This is a genomic window from Staphylococcus sp. 11-B-312 (genome assembly GCF_016743055.1).
GTDB lineage: Bacteria > Bacillota > Bacilli > Staphylococcales > Staphylococcaceae > Staphylococcus > Staphylococcus ureilyticus.
In genome coordinates this window covers 1,143,044-1,164,968 of sequence record NZ_CP068241.1, presented here as the reverse complement: position 1 = coordinate 1,164,968, position 21,925 = coordinate 1,143,044, and the positions used below count along the sequence as shown (strand labels likewise).

Below are 21,925 nucleotides of genomic sequence, written 5' to 3'. Positions count from 1 at the left end.
ACTAGAAAAAGTTGGACAAAGCTTTCATAATAGGAGTTAAAGAATAAATCGGAGGTATAATATGTCAGATTTGAACAATGATCAAAATACAAACAATAAACAACCTGATGCGCAAACATCAAATTACAGCCGACCAACATTTAGTAAACGAACAAAACCAAAATTTCCATGGTTCAAAACTGTACTTGTTGCACTCATAGCTGGTATCATAGGTGCACTCATCGTCTTAGGTATTGGTAAAGTAATGGAAAATACAGTTTTGGAAGATAACGGTTCAACTGTTAAAGAAGCGAATAATAACAATAATGCTGGTAATTCATTAGATGGCAAAAGTGATAAGTATGATTCTGTGAATCAAATGATTACAGATGTGTCACCTGCAATTGTTGGTGTCATTAATATGCAAAAAGCTCAAAATTTAGATGACTTACTTAAAGGAAAATCTGCTAAATCAGAAGAAGCTGGCGTGGGTTCTGGTGTGATTTATCAAAAAAATAATGGATTCGCATATATTGTTACAAATAATCACGTAATCGATGGTGCTAGTGAAATTAAAGTACAATTACATAACTCTAAACAAGTAGATGCCAAATTAATAGGTAAAGATGCACTTACTGATATTGCTGTATTAAAAATTGATGATACCAAAGGTACAAAAGCGATAGACTTTGCAAATTCTTCTAAAGTAAAAACTGGTGACAGCGTATTTGCAATGGGTAACCCACTAGGTTTAGAATTCGCAAATTCTGTAACATCAGGTATCATTTCAGCTAGCGAACGTACAATTGATACGCAAACATCAGCAGGTGCGAACAAAGTAAATGTACTACAAACGGATGCAGCCATTAACCCTGGTAATTCTGGTGGTGCATTAGTAGATTTAAATGGGAATTTAGTAGGTATAAATTCTATGAAAATAGCAAATGAACAAGTTGAAGGTATTGGTTTCGCAATACCTAGTAACGAAGTGAAAGTTACAATTAAAGAACTCGTTAAAAATGGGAAAATCGATCGCCCTTCTATTGGTATTGGTTTACTAAATTTAAGCGAAATTCCAGATGAATATAAAAAACAATTAAACACAGATAAAAAACATGGTATATATGTAGCCAAAGTATATGCTGATAGTGGATTAAAAGAAGGCGATATTATTACAAAAATTGATGATGAAAAAGTCAAAGAAGATACAGAACTTCGCTCTTATTTATATGAACATAAAAAACCGGGAGATAATGTTAATTTAACAATTGAAAGAAAAGGTAAAACACAAAGTGTTGATGTAAAATTAACAGAACAAAAGTCCAATAGCACAGACTCATCTAAAGAAGAAGCCGTCCCTTTTAATTAATAAAATGTATTAATATGTTAAGAAAACAAGACACAAAACTTAATCTTTAAAAAAGGAGTTTGGACATCAATGATGTCCAGACTCCTTTACATTGTCAGTAGATGATAAAGTCCCACTACTCAATAAATTGAGTAGTGGGACTTATGCATGAGCTTAAGTTCTAATTTTTTCAAATGTAGTCTTCACTACTAGTGGTGGGACGACAAAATCATTTTAATAAAATTAGATTTCAGTTTCACTCACCTTTTATCTTTCAACTCTTACGATTAAAAATGTCCTTATTTATAATTAATCATAAAGTATTTTTTCTTACCTCTACGCACAATTGTAAATGCATTATCGATCTTATCTTCATCTGACAATTCATAATTTACATCTTGTTGTCTTTCACCGTTTATATAAATCGCACCATTATTTATGTCTTCACGTGCTTGTCTTTTAGATGAAGATATGCCCGTTTCAACAATGGCTTCAACAATGTTCGAAGTCGTGTGGTTTAAGTCAACTTGTGGTACATCTTTAAATCCTTCTTTTAATTCTTTAGCTGAAAGTGATTTCAAATCACCTGAAAATAACGCTTGTGAAATTCTAATTGCATCATCTAATGCATCTTGGCCATGAATAAATCTAGTTACATTTTCAGCTAATGCTTTTTGTGCTTCTCGTAAATGCGGTGCTTCTTGCAATGATTTTTCTAAATCATTTATTTCTGCTTTACTTAAAAATGTGAAGTATTTTAAAAATTTAATAACATCTTCATCTGTTGAATTAATCCAAAATTGGTAGAATTCATAAGGACTTGTTTTGTCAGCATCTAACCATACTGCTCCACCTTCTGTTTTACCAAATTTTTTACCATCAGATTTAACTACTAGAGGAATCGTTAGACCAAATGCTTCATTTTCTCCATACATACGACGCATGAGTTCAATACCACTAGTGATATTGCCCCATTGGTCTGAACCGCCCACTTGAATTTTACAATTGTATGTTTGATTAAGATGTCCGAAATCAATTGCTTGTAAAATTGTGTAAGTAAATTCTGTAAATGAAATACCGTGTTCTAAACGCGTTTGAATAGAATCTTTGCCTAGCATGTAATTTACACCGACATGTTTACCATAATCACGTAAAAATTCAATTAATGATATTTGTCCAAGCCAATCTTTATTATTAACTAGTTTTGCACCTTTATTTGTGTCAAATTCAAAAATTTTATGCATTTGTTTACTAATACCTTGTACATTGGTTTCAACTTGTTCCTCAGTTTGTAACTTTCTTTCTTCTGATTTACCAGATGGGTCACCTATCATTCCAGTACCGCCACCAATTAACACAAGTGGTCGATGACCATGCTCTTGAAAACGACGTAAAGTTAAGAACGGCAATAAATGACCAATGTGTAAACTATCTGCAGTTGGATCGGCACCACAGTATAACGTAACTTGTTCTTTATTTAATAAATTTTCAATACCTGTTTCATCCGTTTGTTGATAAATTAAGCCTCTCCATTTTAATTCTTCAATTAATGCATTTGTCATGATATCAACCTCCTAATTAAATATTGATAAAGTTTTGAATAGGCTTTATTTGCATCACTTCTATGATTCAAGAAAATAATCTCAGAAAATGCAAAAAAGCGCCCTTACATAATTATGTAAGGGCGCATATGCACGGTACCACCATACTTTAAGTCAAACAACTTTATTAATGATACGTTCATTAACTAAAACGTTTGGATAATTACGCTATAAAGGTGTATTCATATAAAGACCAACGTTAGTTCGCAGCAATCACTAACTCTCTGAAGATGATACAATATATTACTTCTCCTCTATCCAAAAACGATATCGAATTGATATTAATTATATTTAATTCTATTTTAAAAGTCAACACTCTGTATTATGTTATAATACTGTTTAGCTAAGGAGGACCACTATGGAAAAACAGACGTTTGATATAGACAATCATAAAAATAAACAACTTACTAGACTGGAACAGTTTGAATTTATTTATAAAAAAATCAAACACTTTTTCGTAGGTTTGTTTTTCATATTTAGCTGTTCTTTGGTTATCTTACTCGCAATATCTGTACTTTATTTTCAAAATTTAACAAAAGAAGCAACGCATATGTCAGATAATGAATTAAAACATAAATTATTAAATGTGTCTGGTAATGAAGATATTGATTATAAAAGTGATAACATTTTATCAGAATATAACAATTCTATTAATACACTTATCGTTGGTCCAAAACATGTTAATAGTAATGTGATCAAAGCATTAACCGCTTCAGAAGACAGCTTGTTCTTTCAACATAATGGTATTTTACCTAAAGCCGTTTTAAGGGCGATTGGTCAAGATATATTTAATTCGATGGATGCTACGGGCGGTAGTACAATTACACAACAACTTGTTAAAAATCAAGTTTTAACCAATAAAAAAACATATAACCGAAAAGCAAATGAACTAGTACTCTCAATGCGTGCTGAAAAAATACTGACTAAAGATGAAATTTTATATACATATTTAAATATTGTTCCTTTTGGTCGTGATTATAATGGCACAAATATTTCTGGGATAGGTTCAGCTGCTTATAGTATTTTTGGCAAACCTGCTGAGGATTTGAATATTGCTGAATCTGCTTATTTAGTTGGGTTATTACAAAGTCCCTACTATTACACACCCTATAATGAAGATGGCTCACTTAAACCTAGTGATCAAATCCAAGTCAGTTTAAATAGACAGCATTATGTATTAAAACGTATGTTAGTAGAAGATGAAATTACCCTTTATGATTATAGACGTGCAGAAAATTATGATATTAAATCTCATTTAATGACTAAATAAAATAATTCATTAATATATTTTACCAAAGTAAAGACTAATCCATACGTATGATATGCTCCCTTCAAAGTAGACACTTAAAAATGTAAACTTTGAAGGGAGCTTTTTATGACTCATAGAAAATTATCACCTGAAACTTATCAAAAAGCTTTCAGCTTATATGAAGAAGGATATAGTATGAAAAATGTAATTCAAAAATTAAATTTAAATTGTTCTCCTAGAACATTATTGATTAACTATTATAAATTTAAGAAGCATGGAATAAAGGTGCTTTTACCAATTCAAAGAAATAATACCTACTCAAATGAATTTAAGCTTAAAGTTGTGAACGAATATATAAATGATGGCCTATCTTTAACTGATTTAGTAGTTAAATATAATATCCCCACTACTTCAACTGTAAACAAATGGATTTCAAAGTATTTATCGGGTAAAATATTAAAAACATATTCTCCAAAACCCGAGGTGTATCAATTGAAATATAAATCATTAACATTTGAAGATCGTGTAGAAATCGTTGATTATTATATGAATCATGGCCAATCGTATAAGACAACAGCAAATCATTTTAACATCAATTATAGCCAAGTATATAACTGGGTAAAAAGTACAACTTGCATGGGTATGATGGGCTTAAAGATGGACGTGGAAAAGGGAAACCCCAGTCTGTATTAACACCTGAAGAGGCATTAAAAGCTGAAATTAAGATACTTAAAGAGAAAAATAAATTTCTTCAAATGGAAAATGACGTTTTAAAAAGGAAGAAGAAATAGAAAGGAAGTTGATGAAACAGGCATCAGACAAAAAGCATCATACCAAACGGTAAAAGCATTTAAAAACCTTTATCCGATAGCTTGGTTATGTTCAGTATTAAAGATATCACGTTCAAGTTACTATAAATGGTTACATCGCAAACCATCAAATAAAGAAATTGAAAATCAAAAATTAATCAAAGATATCGTTGATATCTACAATAAATACAAAGGCATATATGGATATCGTCGTATATACATATATTTAAGACTTAAACTACATCAAAAAGTAAATCATAAACGTGTCTATAGATTGATGAATCAACTTAATCTAAAATCTACTATCCGCCCTAAAAGAAAACGATATATTAAAACAACACCTGAAATTACAGCACATAATATATTAAATAGAAAATTTGAAGAACAAATCCCAAATAAAAAATGGTTAACTGACGTTACAGAATTCAAACTCAGCAATGGTAAAAAACTTTACTTAAGTGCTATTTATGACTTAGGCAGCAAACAGATTATCAGTCATAAATTAAGTACCTCAAATAACAATAAATTTGTATTAGATACGCTCAAAAAAGCAGTCAAACTTGTGCCGAATACCGAAGGTATACTCTTGCATAGCGACAGAGGATATCAATATACAAGCAGATTATTTAAAGTTACGTTAGAGCAACTTGGTATAAAACAAAGTATGTCACGACCAGGATGTTGCATAGATAATGGACCTATGGAAGGTGTATGGGGAACTATTAAAAGTGAATTGTTTAGAGGAAGAAAAAAAGTGATTTTTAAAGACAAGGCTACAGCAATAAAAGCAATTAATTCATATATAGAATTTTTTAATCAAGAAAGAATAACATTAAAAATGGCTACCCTTATATCGTAAATATAAGGTAGCCATAAACATTTTGTTTTTTTCACTGTCTACTTGACAGGGTGCAGTTCACGTAAATGAGTTAGTTTTTATATCTCTAAGATAAACAACATTGCACATAGAAAAACACTTTCGAATGATTCATTTAAAACGAATCCAACGAAAGTGTTTTTATTTAGTCTCACTGATTGAGGTCAGTTTCGTTATAAATTGACCCCTATTTTAAAGTCAGAAATCGTTAGGCCTTTTTCTAAACTTTTTAAACAAATATTTAGAATAAACCAACTGCATGTCCATCATCTGTAACATCCATTTTTAATGCGGCAGGTTGTTTAGGTAAACCAGGCATTGTCATTATTGCACCAGTCAGTGCGACAATAAACCCTGCACCTGTTTTCGCTTCTAATTCACGGATTGTAATTTCAAAACCTTCAGGTGCACCTAATAACGTTGCATCATCTGAAAATGAATATTGTGTTTTGGCCATACATACAGGATAATGATCCCAACCATTTTCTTTAAATTGTTTTAATTGTTTTTGAGCTTTACTACTAAATGTTACTTTGCTACCGCCGTAAATTTCTTTTACGATTGTTTCAATTTTATCTTCTAATGGTTGCTCTAGTTCATATAAATGTTTGAAATCTTGTGGTTGTTCGATCACTTCTAACACTTCGTTAGCTAAATCGATACCACCTTTACCACCTTTTTCCCAAACTTCTGTTAAAGCTAGTCGTACACCATTTTCTTTTGCCCATTCTTGAACAAATTTAGTTTCTGCATCTGTATCGTGAATAAATGCATTTAATGCAATCACTGGTTCTAACCCATATTTTTTCACGTTATTTACATGGCGTTCTAAGTTTACAATTCCTGCTTTTAATGCATCAACGTTTTCTTCTTTAAGGTTGTCTTTTGCAACGCCGCCATGCATTTTAATCGCGCGAATCGTAGCTACTACTACGACTGCTGATGGTTCAAATCCTGCTTCACGTGCCTTGATATTAATAAATTTCTCAGCACCTAAATCTGAGCCAAAGCCTGCTTCTGTTACGACAATATCAGCTAATTCTCTTGCTGTTTGAGTAGCAAGAATTGAGTTACAACCATGTGCAATATTTGCAAATGGGCCACCGTGTACTAATGCAGGTGTACCTTCAATCGTTTGGACTAAATTTGGTTTGATTGCGTCTTTAAGTATCATTGCTAATGCACCTTCAACTTTTAAATCCGCAACAGTGACAGGTTTACGATCTCTTGTATAACCTACTGTAATTTTGCTGATTTTAGATTTTAAATCTTGAATATCATTAGCTAAACATAAAATTGCCATAATTTCTGAAGCCACTGTAATATTGAAACCATCTTCACGTGGTACACCTTGCGTTGGCCCACCTAATCCTACGATTACATTTCTTAGCGCACGATCATTCATGTCTAAAACGCGTTTCCACTCAATTCTTCTTTGGTCAATGCCTAAGTCATTGCCTTGATGAATATGGTTATCAATAAATGCTGATAAAGCATTGTTCGCTGTAGTAATCGCATGGAAATCACCATTAAAATGCAAGTTAATATCTTCCATCGGTAACACTTGAGCGTATCCGCCACCTGTCGCTCCACCTTTAATACCAAACGTTGGTCCTAAAGCTGGTTCACGTAATGCAACCATTACATTTTTCTTTAATTGGTTAAATGCATCAGACAAACCAACAGTAACTGTTGATTTCCCCTCACCAGCTGGTGTTGGGCTCATAGCTGTTACTAATACGACTTTCCCTTTGTTATCTTTTTGTTTAACTTGGTTAATATCTATCTTAGCCTTATAGTGTCCATATGGTTCTAAAGCATCTGCTGGAATACCTACTTTTTCAGCTATGTCCCCTATAGGTTGTAATGTTGATTGATTAGCAATATCTAAGTCTGATAAATGTGCCAAATTCATTCGCCCCTTCTTTTATAAATTTTAATCACTATTAAAAATCAAATTTCAATCAGTGAGTCAAAATTCCTTACATATTCATAATAACCAAATAATGTTGTGTTGTCGATTAATAGAGATAACGCTTTCAAAATAATAAGCTACTTTTGTAAAATTATGATATACATTTATACTCATATTGTTTTATTACACTAAAAACTCCTTTATTTCAAAATTTTAAGCAAAGTTAAAACCTATCAATAAAGGAGTGTTTTTAGCAATTTTTGCATGTGAAATAAAACTTTAACACTTTGTATTTAATTAATCTTCCATCGTACTTAAGTCGCCTTCTGGCAAGTCAAGCTCCCATGCTTTTAGTACGCGACGCATAATTTTACCTGAACGTGTTTTCGGTAATTTTTCTTTAAATTCTATTTCACGTGGTGCAGCATGTGCAGCTAAACCTTCTTTAACAAACTTACGAATTTCTTCTTTTAACTCATCACTTTCCTCAAATTCAGGGCGTAGCGCAACAAATGCTTTAATAATTTCACCGCGTACAGGATCTGGTTTACCAATGACGCCTGCTTCTGCAACTGCTTCGTGCTCCACTAATTTCGATTCTACTTCAAATGGACCTACGCGTTCACCAGCAGTCATGATTACATCATCTACACGACCTTGGAACCAGAAATATCCATCTTCGTCTTTATAAGCTGAGTCTCCAGATACATACCAGTCACCAATGAAATACGATTCATATTTTTCAGGATTATTCCAAATAGAAATCATCATGGATGGCCAACCTTTTTTAATTGCCAAATTACCCATGCGATTAGGAGGTAATTCATTACCTTGATCATCTACAATTGATGCCTCAATACCTGGTAATGGTTTACCCATTGAACCTAATTTCACATCCATCGAAGGATAGTTTACAATCATATGGCCACCTGTTTCAGTCATCCACCAAGTATCTAGCACACGCAGTCCAAATACATCTTTTGCCCATTTAATGACTTCAGGGTTTAATGGTTCTCCGACAGATAAAATACTCTTTAATGATGACAAGTCATATTTTTCAACAATATCATCACCAGCACTCATTAACATTCTTAATGCTGTTGGAGCCGTATACCATATAGTCACTTTAAATTCTTCTATCATACCATACCATGCTTCAGGAGAAAATCTACCTCCCGCAATACAATTCGTAACACCGTTTAACCAAGGGCTAAATATACCATAAGATGTTCCAGTGACCCATCCTGGATCTGCTGTACACCAATACACATCATCATCTTTAAAATCAAGTACATATTTACCTGAAATATAATGTACTAACATCGCTTTTTGCGCATGTAATACGCCCTTAGGTTGACCAGTTGAGCCTGATGTATAATGTAAAATCAAACCATCATCTAAATCTAACCATTCCGTTTCAAATTGATCACTCGCTTGTTCAAATTCACTATTGAAATCTACATATGCACCATCTACATCATTATCAACTACAATGATTGTTTCTAAATTTGGTAACTTATCTACAGGTATTCTTGGCAATAAACTGTTAGTAGTAACTATTACTTTTGCCTCACTATTTTCTAGTCTATCCCCAACAGCTTTTTCCATAAATGCTTCAAATAATGGGCCTACAATTGCACCTATTTTCAAAATACCAAATAACGCAAAATAAAGTTCAGGTGTTCTTGGCATAAAAATAAATACACGATCACCTTTTTCAACGTTGGCTTTATCTTTTAAAACATTTGCAGCTTTATTTGATTTTGATTTCATTTCACTGAAAGTATAACTTTCTTGTCGCTGATCATCTTTATAATGAAGTGCAACTTTTTCTCCTTTACCTTCATCCACATGGCGATCGATACATTCATGCGCCATATTCACTTTACCTGTGTCATACCATGAAAATGCTTTTTCGACCTCTTTCCAATCAAAGTTGTTGTATTGTTTCTCATAGTTTTGAAGGTTAAAATTTCCTTCTTCCCCTTTATATACTTCTACTTTCATTCTAAATCCCCCTCTTAATGAAATCGAATGCTTAATGCATATTATAACTAACAAATTCACAATTTTCAAAATAATTGGTGTAAACGGATACATTTTCGTGTTAATTTCCTCCGAAATCACTTATACTAAAAGTATTAAAGGGTGAATATGACATTCATCTACAGTCGTTTGGAGTGAAAAAATGGAACATATAAAAACGTATCAATTTCAAACATTTCATTTGGACGAAGGTACATTTATAATAGAAGGCCCTGTCTCTAGAGAAAATCTTGAACTTATGACTTTTGATGATGGACTTTCTGCTTTTCGACAACCTAACGATCAATTTATAGCTATAAAAGAAATTAGTGAATTAAAAGAAGGTAGAATTTTTGTGATTAGAAAGCATGACCATATTGTAGGTTATGTCACTTATCACTATCCTGATCCATTAGAACGTTGGTCTGATGGTAACCTTGAGTATTTAATTGAACTGGGTGCGATAGAAATCAGTTTACCTTATCGACATTTACATTTAGGCAGTAAACTCATTCGTTTAAGTTTGACGGCTGATGAATATGAAGATTATATCGTTTTAACTACTGAGTATTATTGGCATTGGGATTTAAAAAATTCTGGTCTAGATGTTTTTGCTTATAAAAAATTAATGCAAAAATTAATGGGTTATGGGGGCTTAGAAATTTTTGCTACAGATGATCCTGAAATCACTAGTCATCCAGCAAATTGTTTAATGGCAAGAATAGGTGCACGCATTTCCATTGATCAATTACAAGCATTCGATGATTTAAGATACAAGAATCGCTTTTTCTTTTAAAGGGGAGTTAAATCAATATGAGCAATACCCAAAAAACTGGTTTTGTTTATTCAAACGAAATCTTACAATACCGTTTTAGTAATCAACATCCTTTCAATCAAATGAGATTGAAACTGACAACTGAACTATTAAGTGATTTAGGTTATTTAAAACCTGAACACATTGTTAAACCGCGAATCGCTACAGATGACGAATTAAATTTGATTCATAGCTATGATTATATACAATCTATTAGACGTGCATCACATGGCATTTTAAATGACAATGAAGCCAAGAAATATGGCTTAGATGGAAGCGATACACTACAGTTTAGAATGATGCATAAACACAGTGCACGCATTGTGGGTGGTGCCCTTAATTTAGCTGATAAAATTATGGACGGTACATTCACCAATGGTTGCCATTTAGGTGGTGGATTACATCATAGTTTGCCAGGTCGTGCCAATGGTTTCTGCATATACAATGATGTGGCAATTACGATTGCTTATCTCATCAAGCATTATGATTTACGAGTAATGTGTATAGATACAGATGCACATCATGGGGATGGAACACAATGGAGTTTTTACACTAACAACGATGCATTAATTTATTCTATACATGAAACAGGCAAATTTTTATTCCCTGGTTCGGGAAACTATACAGAACGCGGCAATGAACAAGGCTTCGGTTATACCGTCAATATACCACTTGAACCCTACACAGAAGATGATTCTTATCTAGAAGTCTTAAATGAAACATTAGAACCTGTGGTTGCCTCTTTCAAACCTGATATCATTGTGAGTGTGCACGGTGTAGATATTCATTATTTAGACCCACTCACACATATGAGTTGTACATTAAATGCACTATATGAAATCCCCTATAAAATTAAAGCATTAGCAGATAAATATACTGATGGAAAAGTAATTATGTTTGGTGGCGGTGGTTACAATATTTGGAAAGTTGTACCTAGGGCATGGACGCATGTTTTTTTAGCATTAATTGGTGAACAACAACAGCAAGGCGAATTACCTGAAAAGTGGATCGCTAAGTGGACACCCTATGCTACTTGTGAATTACCTACAACTTGGAAAGACCAAAAACTAGATTATCAATTAATACCTAGACGTAAAGAAATTACAGAAATCAATATGAAACATGCAACTCAAGTATTAAGTTGGTTTAAATAACATTGGTATTCATTATTTTATTACATAAAAATACAGACATGATAAAGCCCCACTACTCAGTTCGTTGAGTTAGTGGGGCTATTGCACGAGTTGCAGCTCAGGTGACACTTAAATCCTGTTCATTTTTACTTAACTCGGACAACGAAATCATGTTACATAAAATTTATGTCCAAATTCTGCTGTTTTATTAACTTTATTTTGTAGTACCTCTGTATTCAATTCTATGTGGTAAAATCACATTAGGTTCATCAATTTCTTCTTCGTTCATATATTTGGTTAATAATCTCATTCCCACTGCACCAATGTCATACAACGGCTGAATCACACTTGATAATTGTGGTCTAACCATTTCAACTAAACGTGTGTTATTAAAACTAACAATTTGTAAATCATCTGGAACAGTTACACCTTCATCTTGTGCTGCATGAACTAAACCAATTGCTTGTTCATCACTAATTGATAAGATAGCATCTGGTTTACTAGATTTTAATGCACCAAATGCACGTAAACCATCTTTATAGGTCTCATTGCCATTGAAAACTAATTGTTCATCTAATGTTAATTGATTTTCTGATAAAACCTCTTTTAATCCTTCTAACACATCTTCTTGTGCCTTTTTGGAATAGTCTCCGCCTACAAAAGCAAATCGTTTTGCTCCTTTTTCTATTAAGTGCGCTGTGATTTCTTTTGCAGCTGTTTGGAAATCGATATTGACAGATGAAATTCCTTCATCTTTACCGTTCGTACCTGACACGACTACTGGTACAGATGATTTATTAATCAATTCTTTAATTTCTTCTGATATCGTTCCACCTAAAAAGATAATACCATCTACTTGTTTACTTAATAAATTATTAAAAATTTCTTTCTCTTTGCCAGGGTCATTATCAGAATTCGATATGATTGAGTGATATTTGTACATTGTAGCAATATCTTCTAAACCACGTGCGAGTTGTGAATAATAGACATTTGAAATATCTGGGATGATTACCCCAACAGTCGTCGTACGTTTACTTGCTAATCCTCTTGCTACTGCGTTGGGACGATAACTCAACTTTTTAATAACTTCGTTCACTTTGTCTCGTGTTTCCGGTTTTACATTTTGGTTACCATTTACGACACGCGAAACAGTAGCCATAGATACCCTTGCTTCTCTAGCTACATCATAAATTGTTACAGTCATAAACTTCCTCCTTGAAAGCGATTTCTTTATCATTATACTCTGTTTTCATAACATTTTCAAAGTTTACCATATTTTTCGAAAATGTAAAATCATTTTGATTTGAATGTCATAATAATGTCAATTTCATAATAATTTATTAAATCTTATTTAAGTATATGTTTTTATTTCTATTACAATCATTTTCAAAAATAGTAATTAATATTAGTATAAATTCGTATGAATTGCTATTAAAAGAAATATAAAAACCTCTATATGCACCTAAATAATTAGTATGCAAAATAGAGGTTATAAAGTCATCGTATGATATAAATTATTTTAATTGTTTATTGTTATACATATCAGCTAATGGTTTTAATTCATTGTAAAATTTTTCAAATTCATTTAAATCCATTTGTTGACCGCTATCACTTAATGCAACAGAAGGATCTGGGTGAACTTCTGCCATAATACCATCAGCACCAACAGCTAAACCTGCTTTTGCAGTTGGTAACATGATATCTTTACGTCCAGTACTATGTGTAACATCTACTAAAACTGGTAAATGTGTCCCCTGTTTTAAAATCGGTACTGCTGAAATATCTAATGTATTTCTTGTAGCTTTTTCATATGTACGTATACCACGTTCACATAAAATTATATTTTCATTACCTTGCGATGCAATATATTCAGCTGCAAAGATAAATTCTTCGATTGTAGCGGCTAATCCACGTTTTAATAATACTGGCTTATTAGAACGTCCTGCTTCTTTTAATAATTCAAAATTTTGCATATTACGCGCACCAATTTGGAAAACGTCTAAATATTGATCAGCGATTTCAAAATCTGCTGGATTTACAATTTCACTTACAACATTTAAACCATATTTATCTTTTGTATTTTTAAGTATTTTTAGTCCTTCTTCACCTAAACCTTGGAAATCATAAGGTGATGTACGAGGTTTAAACGCTCCACCTCTAATGAACTTTTCACCTTTGGCTTGTAAATCTGCTGCAACTGTATCTACTTGTTCTTGTGATTCAACTGAGCATGGACCAAAAACAAAAGATTTATTACCGTCACCGATAATACCTTTATTATCAAACTGAACAATCGTATCTTCTGGTTTCAATTTTCTAGATACATATAAATGTTTTTCATTCTCTGATTTTTGCAAGTCAGTAGAGGCTTTAAATATTTCTTTAAATAGTTGTTTAATCACATTATCATTAAACGGACCTTCGTTTTTATCTAATAGTTGGTTAATCATTTCTTTTTCACGTTGAGGGTCATAAACCATTGTACCCTGCTTGCGCTTTTCTTCACCTATTTTTTGTGCAATCTTCCCTCTTTTAGATAAAAGGTCTAGTATTTGTTCATTAATTCCAACAATTTCATCTCTGTATTCTTGTAATTTGTCTGTCATTTTAGTCACCTCTATGAAAATTTTACAGCGATATTTTATTCTGCTTTAAAGCGATAAAATATTTGTTAAACGTAATTCTAACAATAACTGCATATAAGTTCAAGTCTCAAACGTAAAAAATCAATTTTAAAGTGAATACGTTTAATGATAACTGAATTTTCTGTTATTTTCTAGCCGTATTTTTACACTATTCCATAAATAATCAATTTATACCAACGCTCATCACAGCGTATGCAAGGATATTAAACCCCACTTAACATAAGTAACTATACTTATGTTATCTAATGCGGGTAGTTGATTCGTTAATTTTTAGTTTACTGATAATTGTAGGAATAAGTACTGAAGTGTCCATTGACAGTGTATATTGAGTAAAGATATACATTTCACATATAAGGCATTTCGTTAATTTAGTTGAGTAATGTTTATTAAATTATACGTAAGTGCCTTATTTTTTGAATAACAAAATATCAATTATACTGATTTTGTAATGTGCTGACACCCAGGGGAATCTTATGAGTGAGAGACTACAGGCTCGAACCATATCCTAGCCAAGCATGGACAGTCAAAAACGTAAGATTTTAACTATAAAGAGGACCAATCCATATTATGCATTGGCCCTCTTATTTTGAGTATAGAATTTATGTCCGAGACTGCTTTTGATTATAGAATTTATTCTAAAATCACATAACAGTTTTAATCATTAAATGTTCTTTTATCTATTTTACTTTTTGCTTTTTCAGTCTTTTTGCTTTGCAATCTATTTTTTGAATATGTTGGCACCTCATTGTCAGAATTAGAGCTATCAGTACTATTATTAGAAGATTGCTTACTAATACCTTGTTCAGCATTATCATGTACAATTATACCGTCTTTAAACGACACACTTTTATGTGTTTGTTTAACACGTTGCTCTGCAGCCTGAGGTGTATTTTTAGTTGAAGATTGATCATGTTTATCAGCAGAATTTTCTACTTTATTATTATTTTCAACTGCATTATCTAATTTCTTTGTAACTAAATTAGGCACTTCTTGATTACCTTTGACTGTTAAAGATTCAGGTTTTAATAAATTAACGGTTTTTTCAGCTACTTTTGGGTCTTTAGACATTGCATCACGTTTTTGACTCGCTGCTAATGCTAATCCCGAAGCAGTAATACCATCTGCAATTGTTGCTGAATTTAAGCTATCTTTAGCTTCAGTCTTGTCATTTTTTGTAATTAAATTAGGTACTTCTTTTTTAGAATTAGATTTTACACTTTCTTCAGTTACAAGTTCAGTTGTATTTTTCTTAATTGTCGGATCATTTTTTAAAGCTTTATTTTTTTCTTCAGCAGCATTGGCTAATTTCGTAGCCGATACTGTATCATTTTTTTGTGATTCGTTAGACGTTGAAGCAACTGTAGAATCAGCTAAATGATGTGTTTCTGACTCTTTCTTGATTGCATTTTTTTGAGCATTCTTTTCACTATCAGTTGGTTGTGCTTGTTCATCAATATTATTCAAACCTTCTGATGTTTCATCCGCTTGTTGTTCAGTTAATGTATCTTGTGCTTGTGGTGACGTATCAGATAAGTTGTGAGTAGCCGTCTCTTGTTGAATTGCAACTTTTTGCGCACCTAATTCATTGTTTGTAATTGCTTTTTCTTTAATATGCGCAACTTGACGTTCTGCTTCTAGTTTGTCATTTTCAGCTTCTTTAACTACATTTGATTTGAATGTTTTATTACTTTTAGGAACGGATTTCTCACTTTGACGTGATTTACTAATAGACACTAATCCTACAGCCGAACCTATCACAGCACCTACTATAAATCCATAAACAAACACATTTCTAGCACCGGATGTAAAATATTCTGGTACTTCATAACTTTCTAAATTTCTTTCGTAATCATCTCGATTATAGTACTTCATATTTGAATGCCTCCTATAACAAATGCACTTAAATAAGTTTATACCTCATTTAAGTGCATTTGTTTTTTAAGTATATAAATGATTAATGGTCAACACGTGTAGTATAGCTGTGATTTGCATCATTTGCTACGCTACTTGTTTTATAATTTGCACTTTCTCTACGATTTCTTCTGTTTTGCCATTTGTCAGCAACTTCCATTGCAACATTTGACCATTGTACAACTTGAGAAATTTTATCTTCATTTTGAGAAATATTGTGCGTGATTGAGTTTGTTACTCGATCAACAGAACCATTTAATGTTTGAACTGAATCACCGATACCTTTAACAGCATCAACGACAGAGTTTAAACGTTCTGATTTATCTTGAATATCTTCAGTTAAGCGATTCGCTTTATGAAGTAAGTCAGTAGACTCACGTGTAATCCCTTGAATTTGTCCTTCAACTCCATCAAGAGTTTTAGCAACGTGATCTAAATTTTTCTTAACTGAAAGTAATACAACAACGATTCCTATACATAACACTAAAAAAGCAATCGCTGCAATTATTCCAGCTATAGGTAAAATCCATTCCATTAAAAACGCCTCCTAAAAAAACATATGTTGTTATTTAATATAAATACCCACATCATTTTAACATAAACATATTAAAATGAGGTAGTTACACCGATATTTTCCATATATGCGCGCTGGATTTTTTGTATATCGCCTGCACCCATAAATAAGATAACCGCATCTTCATATTGTTCTAAAGTATTTACACTTTGCTCATCAATAAGTGTAGAACCATCTACCCTTTCAACCAAGTCTTGAATAGTTAGTTCGCCATTGTTTTCTCTTATTGAGCCGAAAATTTCGCATAAAAATGTTTTATCCGCAAGACTTAAACATTCAGCAAATTCTTCTAAAAAAGCTTGTGTTCTACTGAAAGTATGTGGTTGGAAAACAGCTATAACTTCTTTATTAGGATATTTTTTTCGTGCTGTCTCAATTGTAGCACTAATTTCTCTTGGATGGTGAGCATAATCATCTACTAATACTTGTTTACCTGCCTTAGTTTCATTAAATCTACGTTTTACACCACCAAATGTTTCTAACGCTTCTTTAATATTATCAACGTTCAATCCTTCTAAATAACTGATTGCTATTACAGCAAGTCCATTTAAGATATTATGGTCTCCAAATTGTGGAGATAAGAAGGTATCATAAAAATTATTATTAATATAAACATCAAATTGTGTACCCTTCTCACTAATTTGAATATTATCCGCATAAATATCGTCATTTTCAGAAAATCCATAATAATAAATAGGTACATCTGCTTTTAAATCACGAAGATATGGATCATCTCCCCATGCGATAATTGCTTTTTTTACATTTTGCGCCATTTCTTGAAAGGCATTAAAAACATCATGCACATCTTTAAAATAATCTGGATGATCAAAATCAATATTTGTCATAATTGTATAATCCGGATGATAACTTAAAAAATGTCTACGGTATTCGCATGCTTCAAAAGCAAAGTAATCACTAGCTGGAATACCTAATCCAGTACCGTCACCAATTAAAAAGGATGTTTTTTTATCTCCATTCATAACATGTGATAGTAAACCAGTTGTTGATGTTTTACCATGCGCACCTGTTACAGCAACTGAAGTATATTGGTTAATAACATGACCTAAGAAATCGTGATAACGAATCACTTCTAAATTTAAATCATGCGCGCGTACAACTTCTTCATGCGTATCAGGAAATGCATTACCTTGAACAATGACCATATCTTCCTTAATATTATCTGCATCAAAAGGGAGAATTTTTATACCTTTATTTTTTAATGCGACTTCTGTAAAAACATAATTCTTAATATCTGACCCTTGTACTTCATTTCCAAGATCATGCATGATTTGTGCTAATGAACTCATTCCGGCACCTTTAATGCCGACAAAATGGTAATGTGTCATTGTAACACTCCTTTATCTCTATATTAATTATCATTTAAATCAGACTCAGTGATATACACATCTCTGGGTTTAGAACCATTTGCTTCCGAAATATAACCTAACTGTTCTAATTGGTCTACAATTCTAGCAGCTCGATTATAACCGATTTGGAAATGTCTTTGTATCAGTGAAGTAGAAATATGTCCTTCTTGTACCATAAATCGACATACATCGTCGAATAAGTCATCTTGCGGATGACTTTCTACTTTTTTCAACAATTCTTTTTCTTCAAAAAGATAATCAGGTTCACGTTGCTGTTTTATAAAATCAACGACATCATCAATTTCTTCATCAGAAACGAAAGTTCCTTGTACACGTATTGGTTTGTTCATTCCACTTCCTAGGTAGAGCATATCTCCATAACCTAATAAGCGTTCTGCTCCACCACTATCTAAAATTGTACGTGAATCTACGCTTGAAGATACCATAAAAGCAATACGTGTCGGTATGTTCGCTTTGATTAGCCCTGTAATTACATTTACAGATGGTCTTTGTGTTGCAACTAACATATGAATTCCACATGCGCGTGCTTTTTGTGCAATTCGTGCAATTGATTGTTCAACCTCTTGTGGCGCCATCATCATTAAATCAGCTAATTCATCTATTACTATAACAATTTTTGGCATTCTATCTTCATAATTTGCCTTTTTATTAAATGCAGTAATATTTCTAACATGATATTTAGCAAATACTTTATAACGACGTTCCATTTCTTCCACTGCCCATTTTAAACTTTGTGTAGCAGCTTTAACATCTGTAATAACAGGAGATACCAAATGTGGCAAACCATTATATGGTGCCAACTCAACCATCTTAGGATCGATAAGTAATAATCTTAGCTCCTCAGGATGATTTTTATACAATAATGACATTAAAATGCTGTTAATAGATACTGATTTACCTGAACCTGTAGCACCAGCAATTAATGCATGAGGCGTTTTTGCTATATCCATAACTAACGGCTCATTATTAATTCTAAGTCCCATAGCAACTGTTAATTTAGATTCAGCATTTTTAAAAGTATTATCTTCTATGATAGAACGTAAATTAACAGGTGTTGAAGACTGATTTGGCACCTCAATACCTACTAAACTTGTACCTGGAATAGGCGCTTCAATACGTATGTCTTTTGCTGCTAACGCCATTTTAATATCATCTTGTAAGTTAGTGATTCTTGATACTTTTACACCTTTTTCTACAGATAATTCAAAACGAGTCACGCTTGGCCCTTCTGTAACAGTTTGAACTTCCGCAGGTACATTGAAATAGTAAAATGCTTCATTTAATTCTTGTTTCTTTTCTTCAATCCACTGATTATCTACTTCATGGACCTTAGGTTCATCCAGTAAATCAATACTCGGAAGTTTAATATTTGGACCTTTTCGTATAGTTGTTTTGCTTTCTTGGGATGCTTGCATGCTTTGGTTCTGCTGATTCACAGAATTTGATTTATGAGAAACGGTAGCATCTACAGAATGTTTATCCACATGATTGGTTTCGGCATTTTGTGGTTGTCCATTATACCTGTGACTTATAACTTCATTTTTGTCATCTATGCTGGATGCTACTTCTTCATCCTCAGTCAACGTTTCAGATTCCGTATTTATAAACGTATCTTTTGACTCATTAGCATTAGAATTATGTTCTTCCAGGTTAGTTTCAGTTTGCATTTGTTGATTAAATGCAGCAGTTGATTCATCTTTTTCACTTTGTGCCGTTTTATCTATTTTTTCATCTGATTGTTGTAATTCAGTATCATTTGAGTTCACAAAAGCATGTGTGTCGTTAAGATTTTTCTTGGCATCAAGCATTCTTTTTTTGTCAGATGGTGTCATTACTACATTGAAAGGTTTTGGTTTGCTTCCTTTCGAGTTGATTGTATTTTTATGTTGTTGATTGTTTTGTTCATCACTATTCACTTTAGCGTTTGTTTTAACATGATCTTGTTGTGCTTCATTTTCGTTATTCTCTGACATTTGCACGTCATTAACAACTGTTTCTTCACCATTTTCATTCGCTTCAGTTGAAGCTGATGAATCTTCTTCATTCCGTGATTCATTCTGATTAATATCATTAGACTCATCTACATATTGCTCATCTTCTTTTTCAAAATGATGTTTAGTATGCAATGATGTATGATCTAATACATCATCATTTTCACTTTGTGACGTTTTTCGTTCATTGTTATTAGTTTGTTGAGTCAAATCAACTGTATTTTGTGTCGTATCTTTTTGATTATCTGAAATTTCTCTATAGGTAGCTTCCGAAATACCAGTATTATCAATAGTTCCATTTGAATTTTCGTCATGATGGTGCAAATGATTGTCTATATCTGCATGATCAATATCTTGAGAAAGATTTGTTTCATCGTTAGCATGATTCGTTGATGATTCTGTAAGATTTGATGCTGTTTCTACATTTTCTGTTTGATTTTCATTTGTATTTGAAACATCGTCAGAGTCGTTAATGTTATGTACATTACTTATATTGTCTAAATTAATTTCTTGATAATTGTATTGTGACGTATCAATTTGGTCAGTTGTATCATGTTCATCCGTTGCATCTTCACCAGACGATTTTGTTGAATAGTCTGTATCACTAATTTTATTTTGTGCACCATCTAATGAACTTTCTCCAATATATTGTTTTGCTTGCTGTGCATACATTTCATCAATTGCTTTTTGAATTGTATCTTCATCATTTTGTTGATTTTCTTGACGCTTCTGTTGCAATGCTTTTTTAAATTGACGTTTTTGAAGCACTTTACGTTCACGTTCGCGACGAATTTCTTCAACAATTTGAGAAGCATAGATATTTTCTATATTGATGGTATTATTCTTTTTTGGAGTAGTAGTAGCTTGTGATACATTTTCTTGTTGTATCGACTTATCTTGTAGTTGTTCATTGCTCTTTTTAGCTGATGGTTGTTCGCTATCAACTTGAGAAGATTGAGCAAACGTTGTTTCAGCAGTGTCATTATGGTCATTATTAGAATTTGACTTGCGTTCTTCTTGCACTTTATTTTCATTATCATCTTTAAAACGATGATTAGGATTTATCACACCATTTTCTAAAGGGTGTGGTTTTTTAGTGCCAAAAATAGCTGACGGAACCTCGCTAGCTTTAAATTCACTTTTATGATATTGAGGGGTAGTGGGCTCATGTCTTTTTGTACTATGACCATTTTCACGTCCAGTACCACCTAAAACGTCTGTTTGAATTCTTGTTCTTTTGCCTTTGTGTTGTCTCTTTTCTTTTTGAACTTCATTATCTAATGAAGCATTTGTTTTACTACGAGATGTTGCATATGATTCTTTAGATGATTGAGTAAATTTATCTGTAGCATTTTCATTAGCCATTTGTCTTCTTCTTCTATGACTGTGATTCTCAGTATGGTGACTAGTTGATTTATGGTCAGAATTTTTAAATTCATTTTCTGATTTTCCATTAATAGCGTCCTCAGTTTCACTATTTTCTTCTAAAACACGCATTGGAAATCTAAATTTCCCTTTAGGTCTCTCATAAACATCGTTATTTTGAGGAAGTAATGTGTCTTGATGTTCTTGACTCTTTTGACGTCGTTGGTTTCTTTTATTTAGATAGTCTTTATTAGGATCATTTTCTTCTCCAAATAATTTGTCGAACCAGCTCATTCGGACA

General features: G+C 32.5%; 13 protein-coding genes and 1 pseudogene. 5 read left to right on the top strand and 9 right to left on the bottom strand.

The annotated features are described in order from the left end of the window. Positions 1 to 61 precede the first annotated feature (61 nt). Positions 62 to 1,348 (top strand): S1C family serine protease, encoded by a 1,287-nt coding sequence (locus JG554_RS05575; RefSeq protein WP_070039309.1) that lies wholly within the window; start codon positions 62 to 64, stop codon positions 1,346 to 1,348. 278 nt (positions 1,349 to 1,626) lie between these two features. On the opposite strand, the gene tyrS is transcribed toward JG554_RS05575, so the two are convergent. Continuing rightward, entirely contained in the window at positions 1,627 to 2,889 is a 1,263-nt protein-coding gene (gene tyrS, locus JG554_RS05570) for a tyrosine--tRNA ligase (protein WP_064208832.1), read from the bottom strand. 397 nt (positions 2,890 to 3,286) lie between these two features. On the opposite strand from tyrS, the gene JG554_RS05565 reads away from it, so the two are divergent. Both JG554_RS05565 and JG554_RS13345 read left to right on the top strand, forming a co-directional pair. Then, complete coding sequence (locus JG554_RS05565) at positions 3,287 to 4,198, top strand: biosynthetic peptidoglycan transglycosylase (protein WP_064208831.1); 912 nt, start codon at positions 3,287 to 3,289, stop codon at positions 4,196 to 4,198. Positions 4,199 to 4,303: 105 nt separating this feature from the next. Beyond that, positions 4,304 to 5,845, top strand: a pseudogene (locus JG554_RS13345) (IS3 family transposase). Positions 5,846 to 6,104: 259 nt separating this feature from the next. On the opposite strand, the gene JG554_RS05550 reads toward JG554_RS13345, so the two are convergent. Both JG554_RS05550 and acsA read right to left on the bottom strand, forming a co-directional pair. Then, positions 6,105 to 7,772: a formate--tetrahydrofolate ligase gene (locus JG554_RS05550; RefSeq protein WP_046206835.1), complete on the bottom strand. Its 1,668-nt coding sequence runs from the start codon at positions 7,770 to 7,772 to the stop codon at positions 6,105 to 6,107. A 303-nt stretch (positions 7,773 to 8,075) separates the two neighbouring features. Next, the gene (acsA, locus tag JG554_RS05545; protein ID WP_046206834.1) at positions 8,076 to 9,785 is read right to left on the bottom strand and encodes an acetate--CoA ligase; all 1,710 of its coding nucleotides are present in this window, start codon (positions 9,783 to 9,785) and stop codon (positions 8,076 to 8,078) included. A 181-nt stretch (positions 9,786 to 9,966) separates the two neighbouring features. Between acsA and JG554_RS05540 the strand changes: the two genes are divergently transcribed. Together JG554_RS05540 and JG554_RS05535 are read left to right on the top strand one after the other, a co-directional pair. Next, complete coding sequence (locus tag JG554_RS05540; protein WP_070039729.1) at positions 9,967 to 10,599, top strand: N-acetyltransferase; 633 nt, start codon at positions 9,967 to 9,969, stop codon at positions 10,597 to 10,599. A 17-nt stretch (positions 10,600 to 10,616) separates the two neighbouring features. Then, positions 10,617 to 11,771, top strand: a complete 1,155-nt coding sequence (locus JG554_RS05535) for an acetoin utilization protein AcuC (RefSeq protein WP_064208830.1) — start codon at positions 10,617 to 10,619, stop codon at positions 11,769 to 11,771. A 193-nt stretch (positions 11,772 to 11,964) separates the two neighbouring features. Here the strand turns inward: JG554_RS05535 and ccpA are convergent, their stop codons facing one another. The 6 genes from ccpA to JG554_RS05505 all read right to left on the bottom strand — a co-directional run bounded on the left by ccpA (position 11,965) and on the right by JG554_RS05505 (position 21,918). Beyond that, positions 11,965 to 12,954, bottom strand: a complete 990-nt coding sequence (ccpA, locus tag JG554_RS05530; RefSeq protein ID WP_070039731.1) for a catabolite control protein A — start codon at positions 12,952 to 12,954, stop codon at positions 11,965 to 11,967. A gap of 310 nt (positions 12,955 to 13,264) precedes the next feature. After that, on the bottom strand, positions 13,265 to 14,356 hold the full coding sequence (locus JG554_RS05525) for a bifunctional 3-deoxy-7-phosphoheptulonate synthase/chorismate mutase (RefSeq protein WP_046206831.1): 1,092 nt from the start codon (positions 14,354 to 14,356) through the stop codon (positions 13,265 to 13,267). Between the two features lie 693 nt (positions 14,357 to 15,049). Continuing rightward, the gene (locus JG554_RS05520; RefSeq protein WP_070039733.1) at positions 15,050 to 16,267 is read right to left on the bottom strand and encodes a hypothetical protein; all 1,218 of its coding nucleotides are present in this window, start codon (positions 16,265 to 16,267) and stop codon (positions 15,050 to 15,052) included. 82 nt (positions 16,268 to 16,349) lie between these two features. Continuing rightward, positions 16,350 to 16,841 (bottom strand): DUF948 domain-containing protein, encoded by a 492-nt coding sequence (locus JG554_RS05515; RefSeq protein WP_046206829.1) that lies wholly within the window; start codon positions 16,839 to 16,841, stop codon positions 16,350 to 16,352. 71 nt (positions 16,842 to 16,912) lie between these two features. After that, entirely contained in the window at positions 16,913 to 18,226 is a 1,314-nt protein-coding gene (murC, locus tag JG554_RS05510; protein ID WP_046206828.1) for a UDP-N-acetylmuramate--L-alanine ligase, read from the bottom strand. Between the two features lie 23 nt (positions 18,227 to 18,249). Beyond that, entirely contained in the window at positions 18,250 to 21,918 is a 3,669-nt protein-coding gene (locus JG554_RS05505) for a DNA translocase FtsK (RefSeq protein WP_107360297.1), read from the bottom strand. Between the last annotated feature and the right edge of the window lie 7 nt (positions 21,919 to 21,925).

Coding starts and splice junctions, on each gene's coding strand:
- JG554_RS05565 (WP_064208831.1), top strand. CDS start 3,287: ATGGAAAAACAGACGTTTGATATAGACAATCATAAAAATAAACAACTT.
- ccpA (WP_070039731.1), bottom strand. CDS start 12,954: ATGACTGTAACAATTTATGATGTAGCTAGAGAAGCAAGGGTATCTATG.
- JG554_RS05515 (WP_046206829.1), bottom strand. CDS start 16,841: ATGGAATGGATTTTACCTATAGCTGGAATAATTGCAGCGATTGCTTTT.
- acsA (WP_046206834.1), bottom strand. CDS start 9,785: ATGAAAGTAGAAGTATATAAAGGGGAAGAAGGAAATTTTAACCTTCAA.
- JG554_RS05535 (WP_064208830.1), top strand. CDS start 10,617: ATGAGCAATACCCAAAAAACTGGTTTTGTTTATTCAAACGAAATCTTA.
- tyrS (WP_064208832.1), bottom strand. CDS start 2,889: ATGACAAATGCATTAATTGAAGAATTAAAATGGAGAGGCTTAATTTAT.
- JG554_RS05505 (WP_107360297.1), bottom strand. CDS start 21,918: ATGAGCTGGTTCGACAAATTATTTGGAGAAGAAAATGATCCTAATAAA.
- JG554_RS05575 (WP_070039309.1), top strand. CDS start 62: ATGTCAGATTTGAACAATGATCAAAATACAAACAATAAACAACCTGAT.
- JG554_RS05520 (WP_070039733.1), bottom strand. CDS start 16,267: ATGAAGTACTATAATCGAGATGATTACGAAAGAAATTTAGAAAGTTAT.
- JG554_RS05540 (WP_070039729.1), top strand. CDS start 9,967: ATGGAACATATAAAAACGTATCAATTTCAAACATTTCATTTGGACGAA.
- murC (WP_046206828.1), bottom strand. CDS start 18,226: ATGACACATTACCATTTTGTCGGCATTAAAGGTGCCGGAATGAGTTCA.
- JG554_RS05525 (WP_046206831.1), bottom strand. CDS start 14,356: ATGACAGACAAATTACAAGAATACAGAGATGAAATTGTTGGAATTAAT.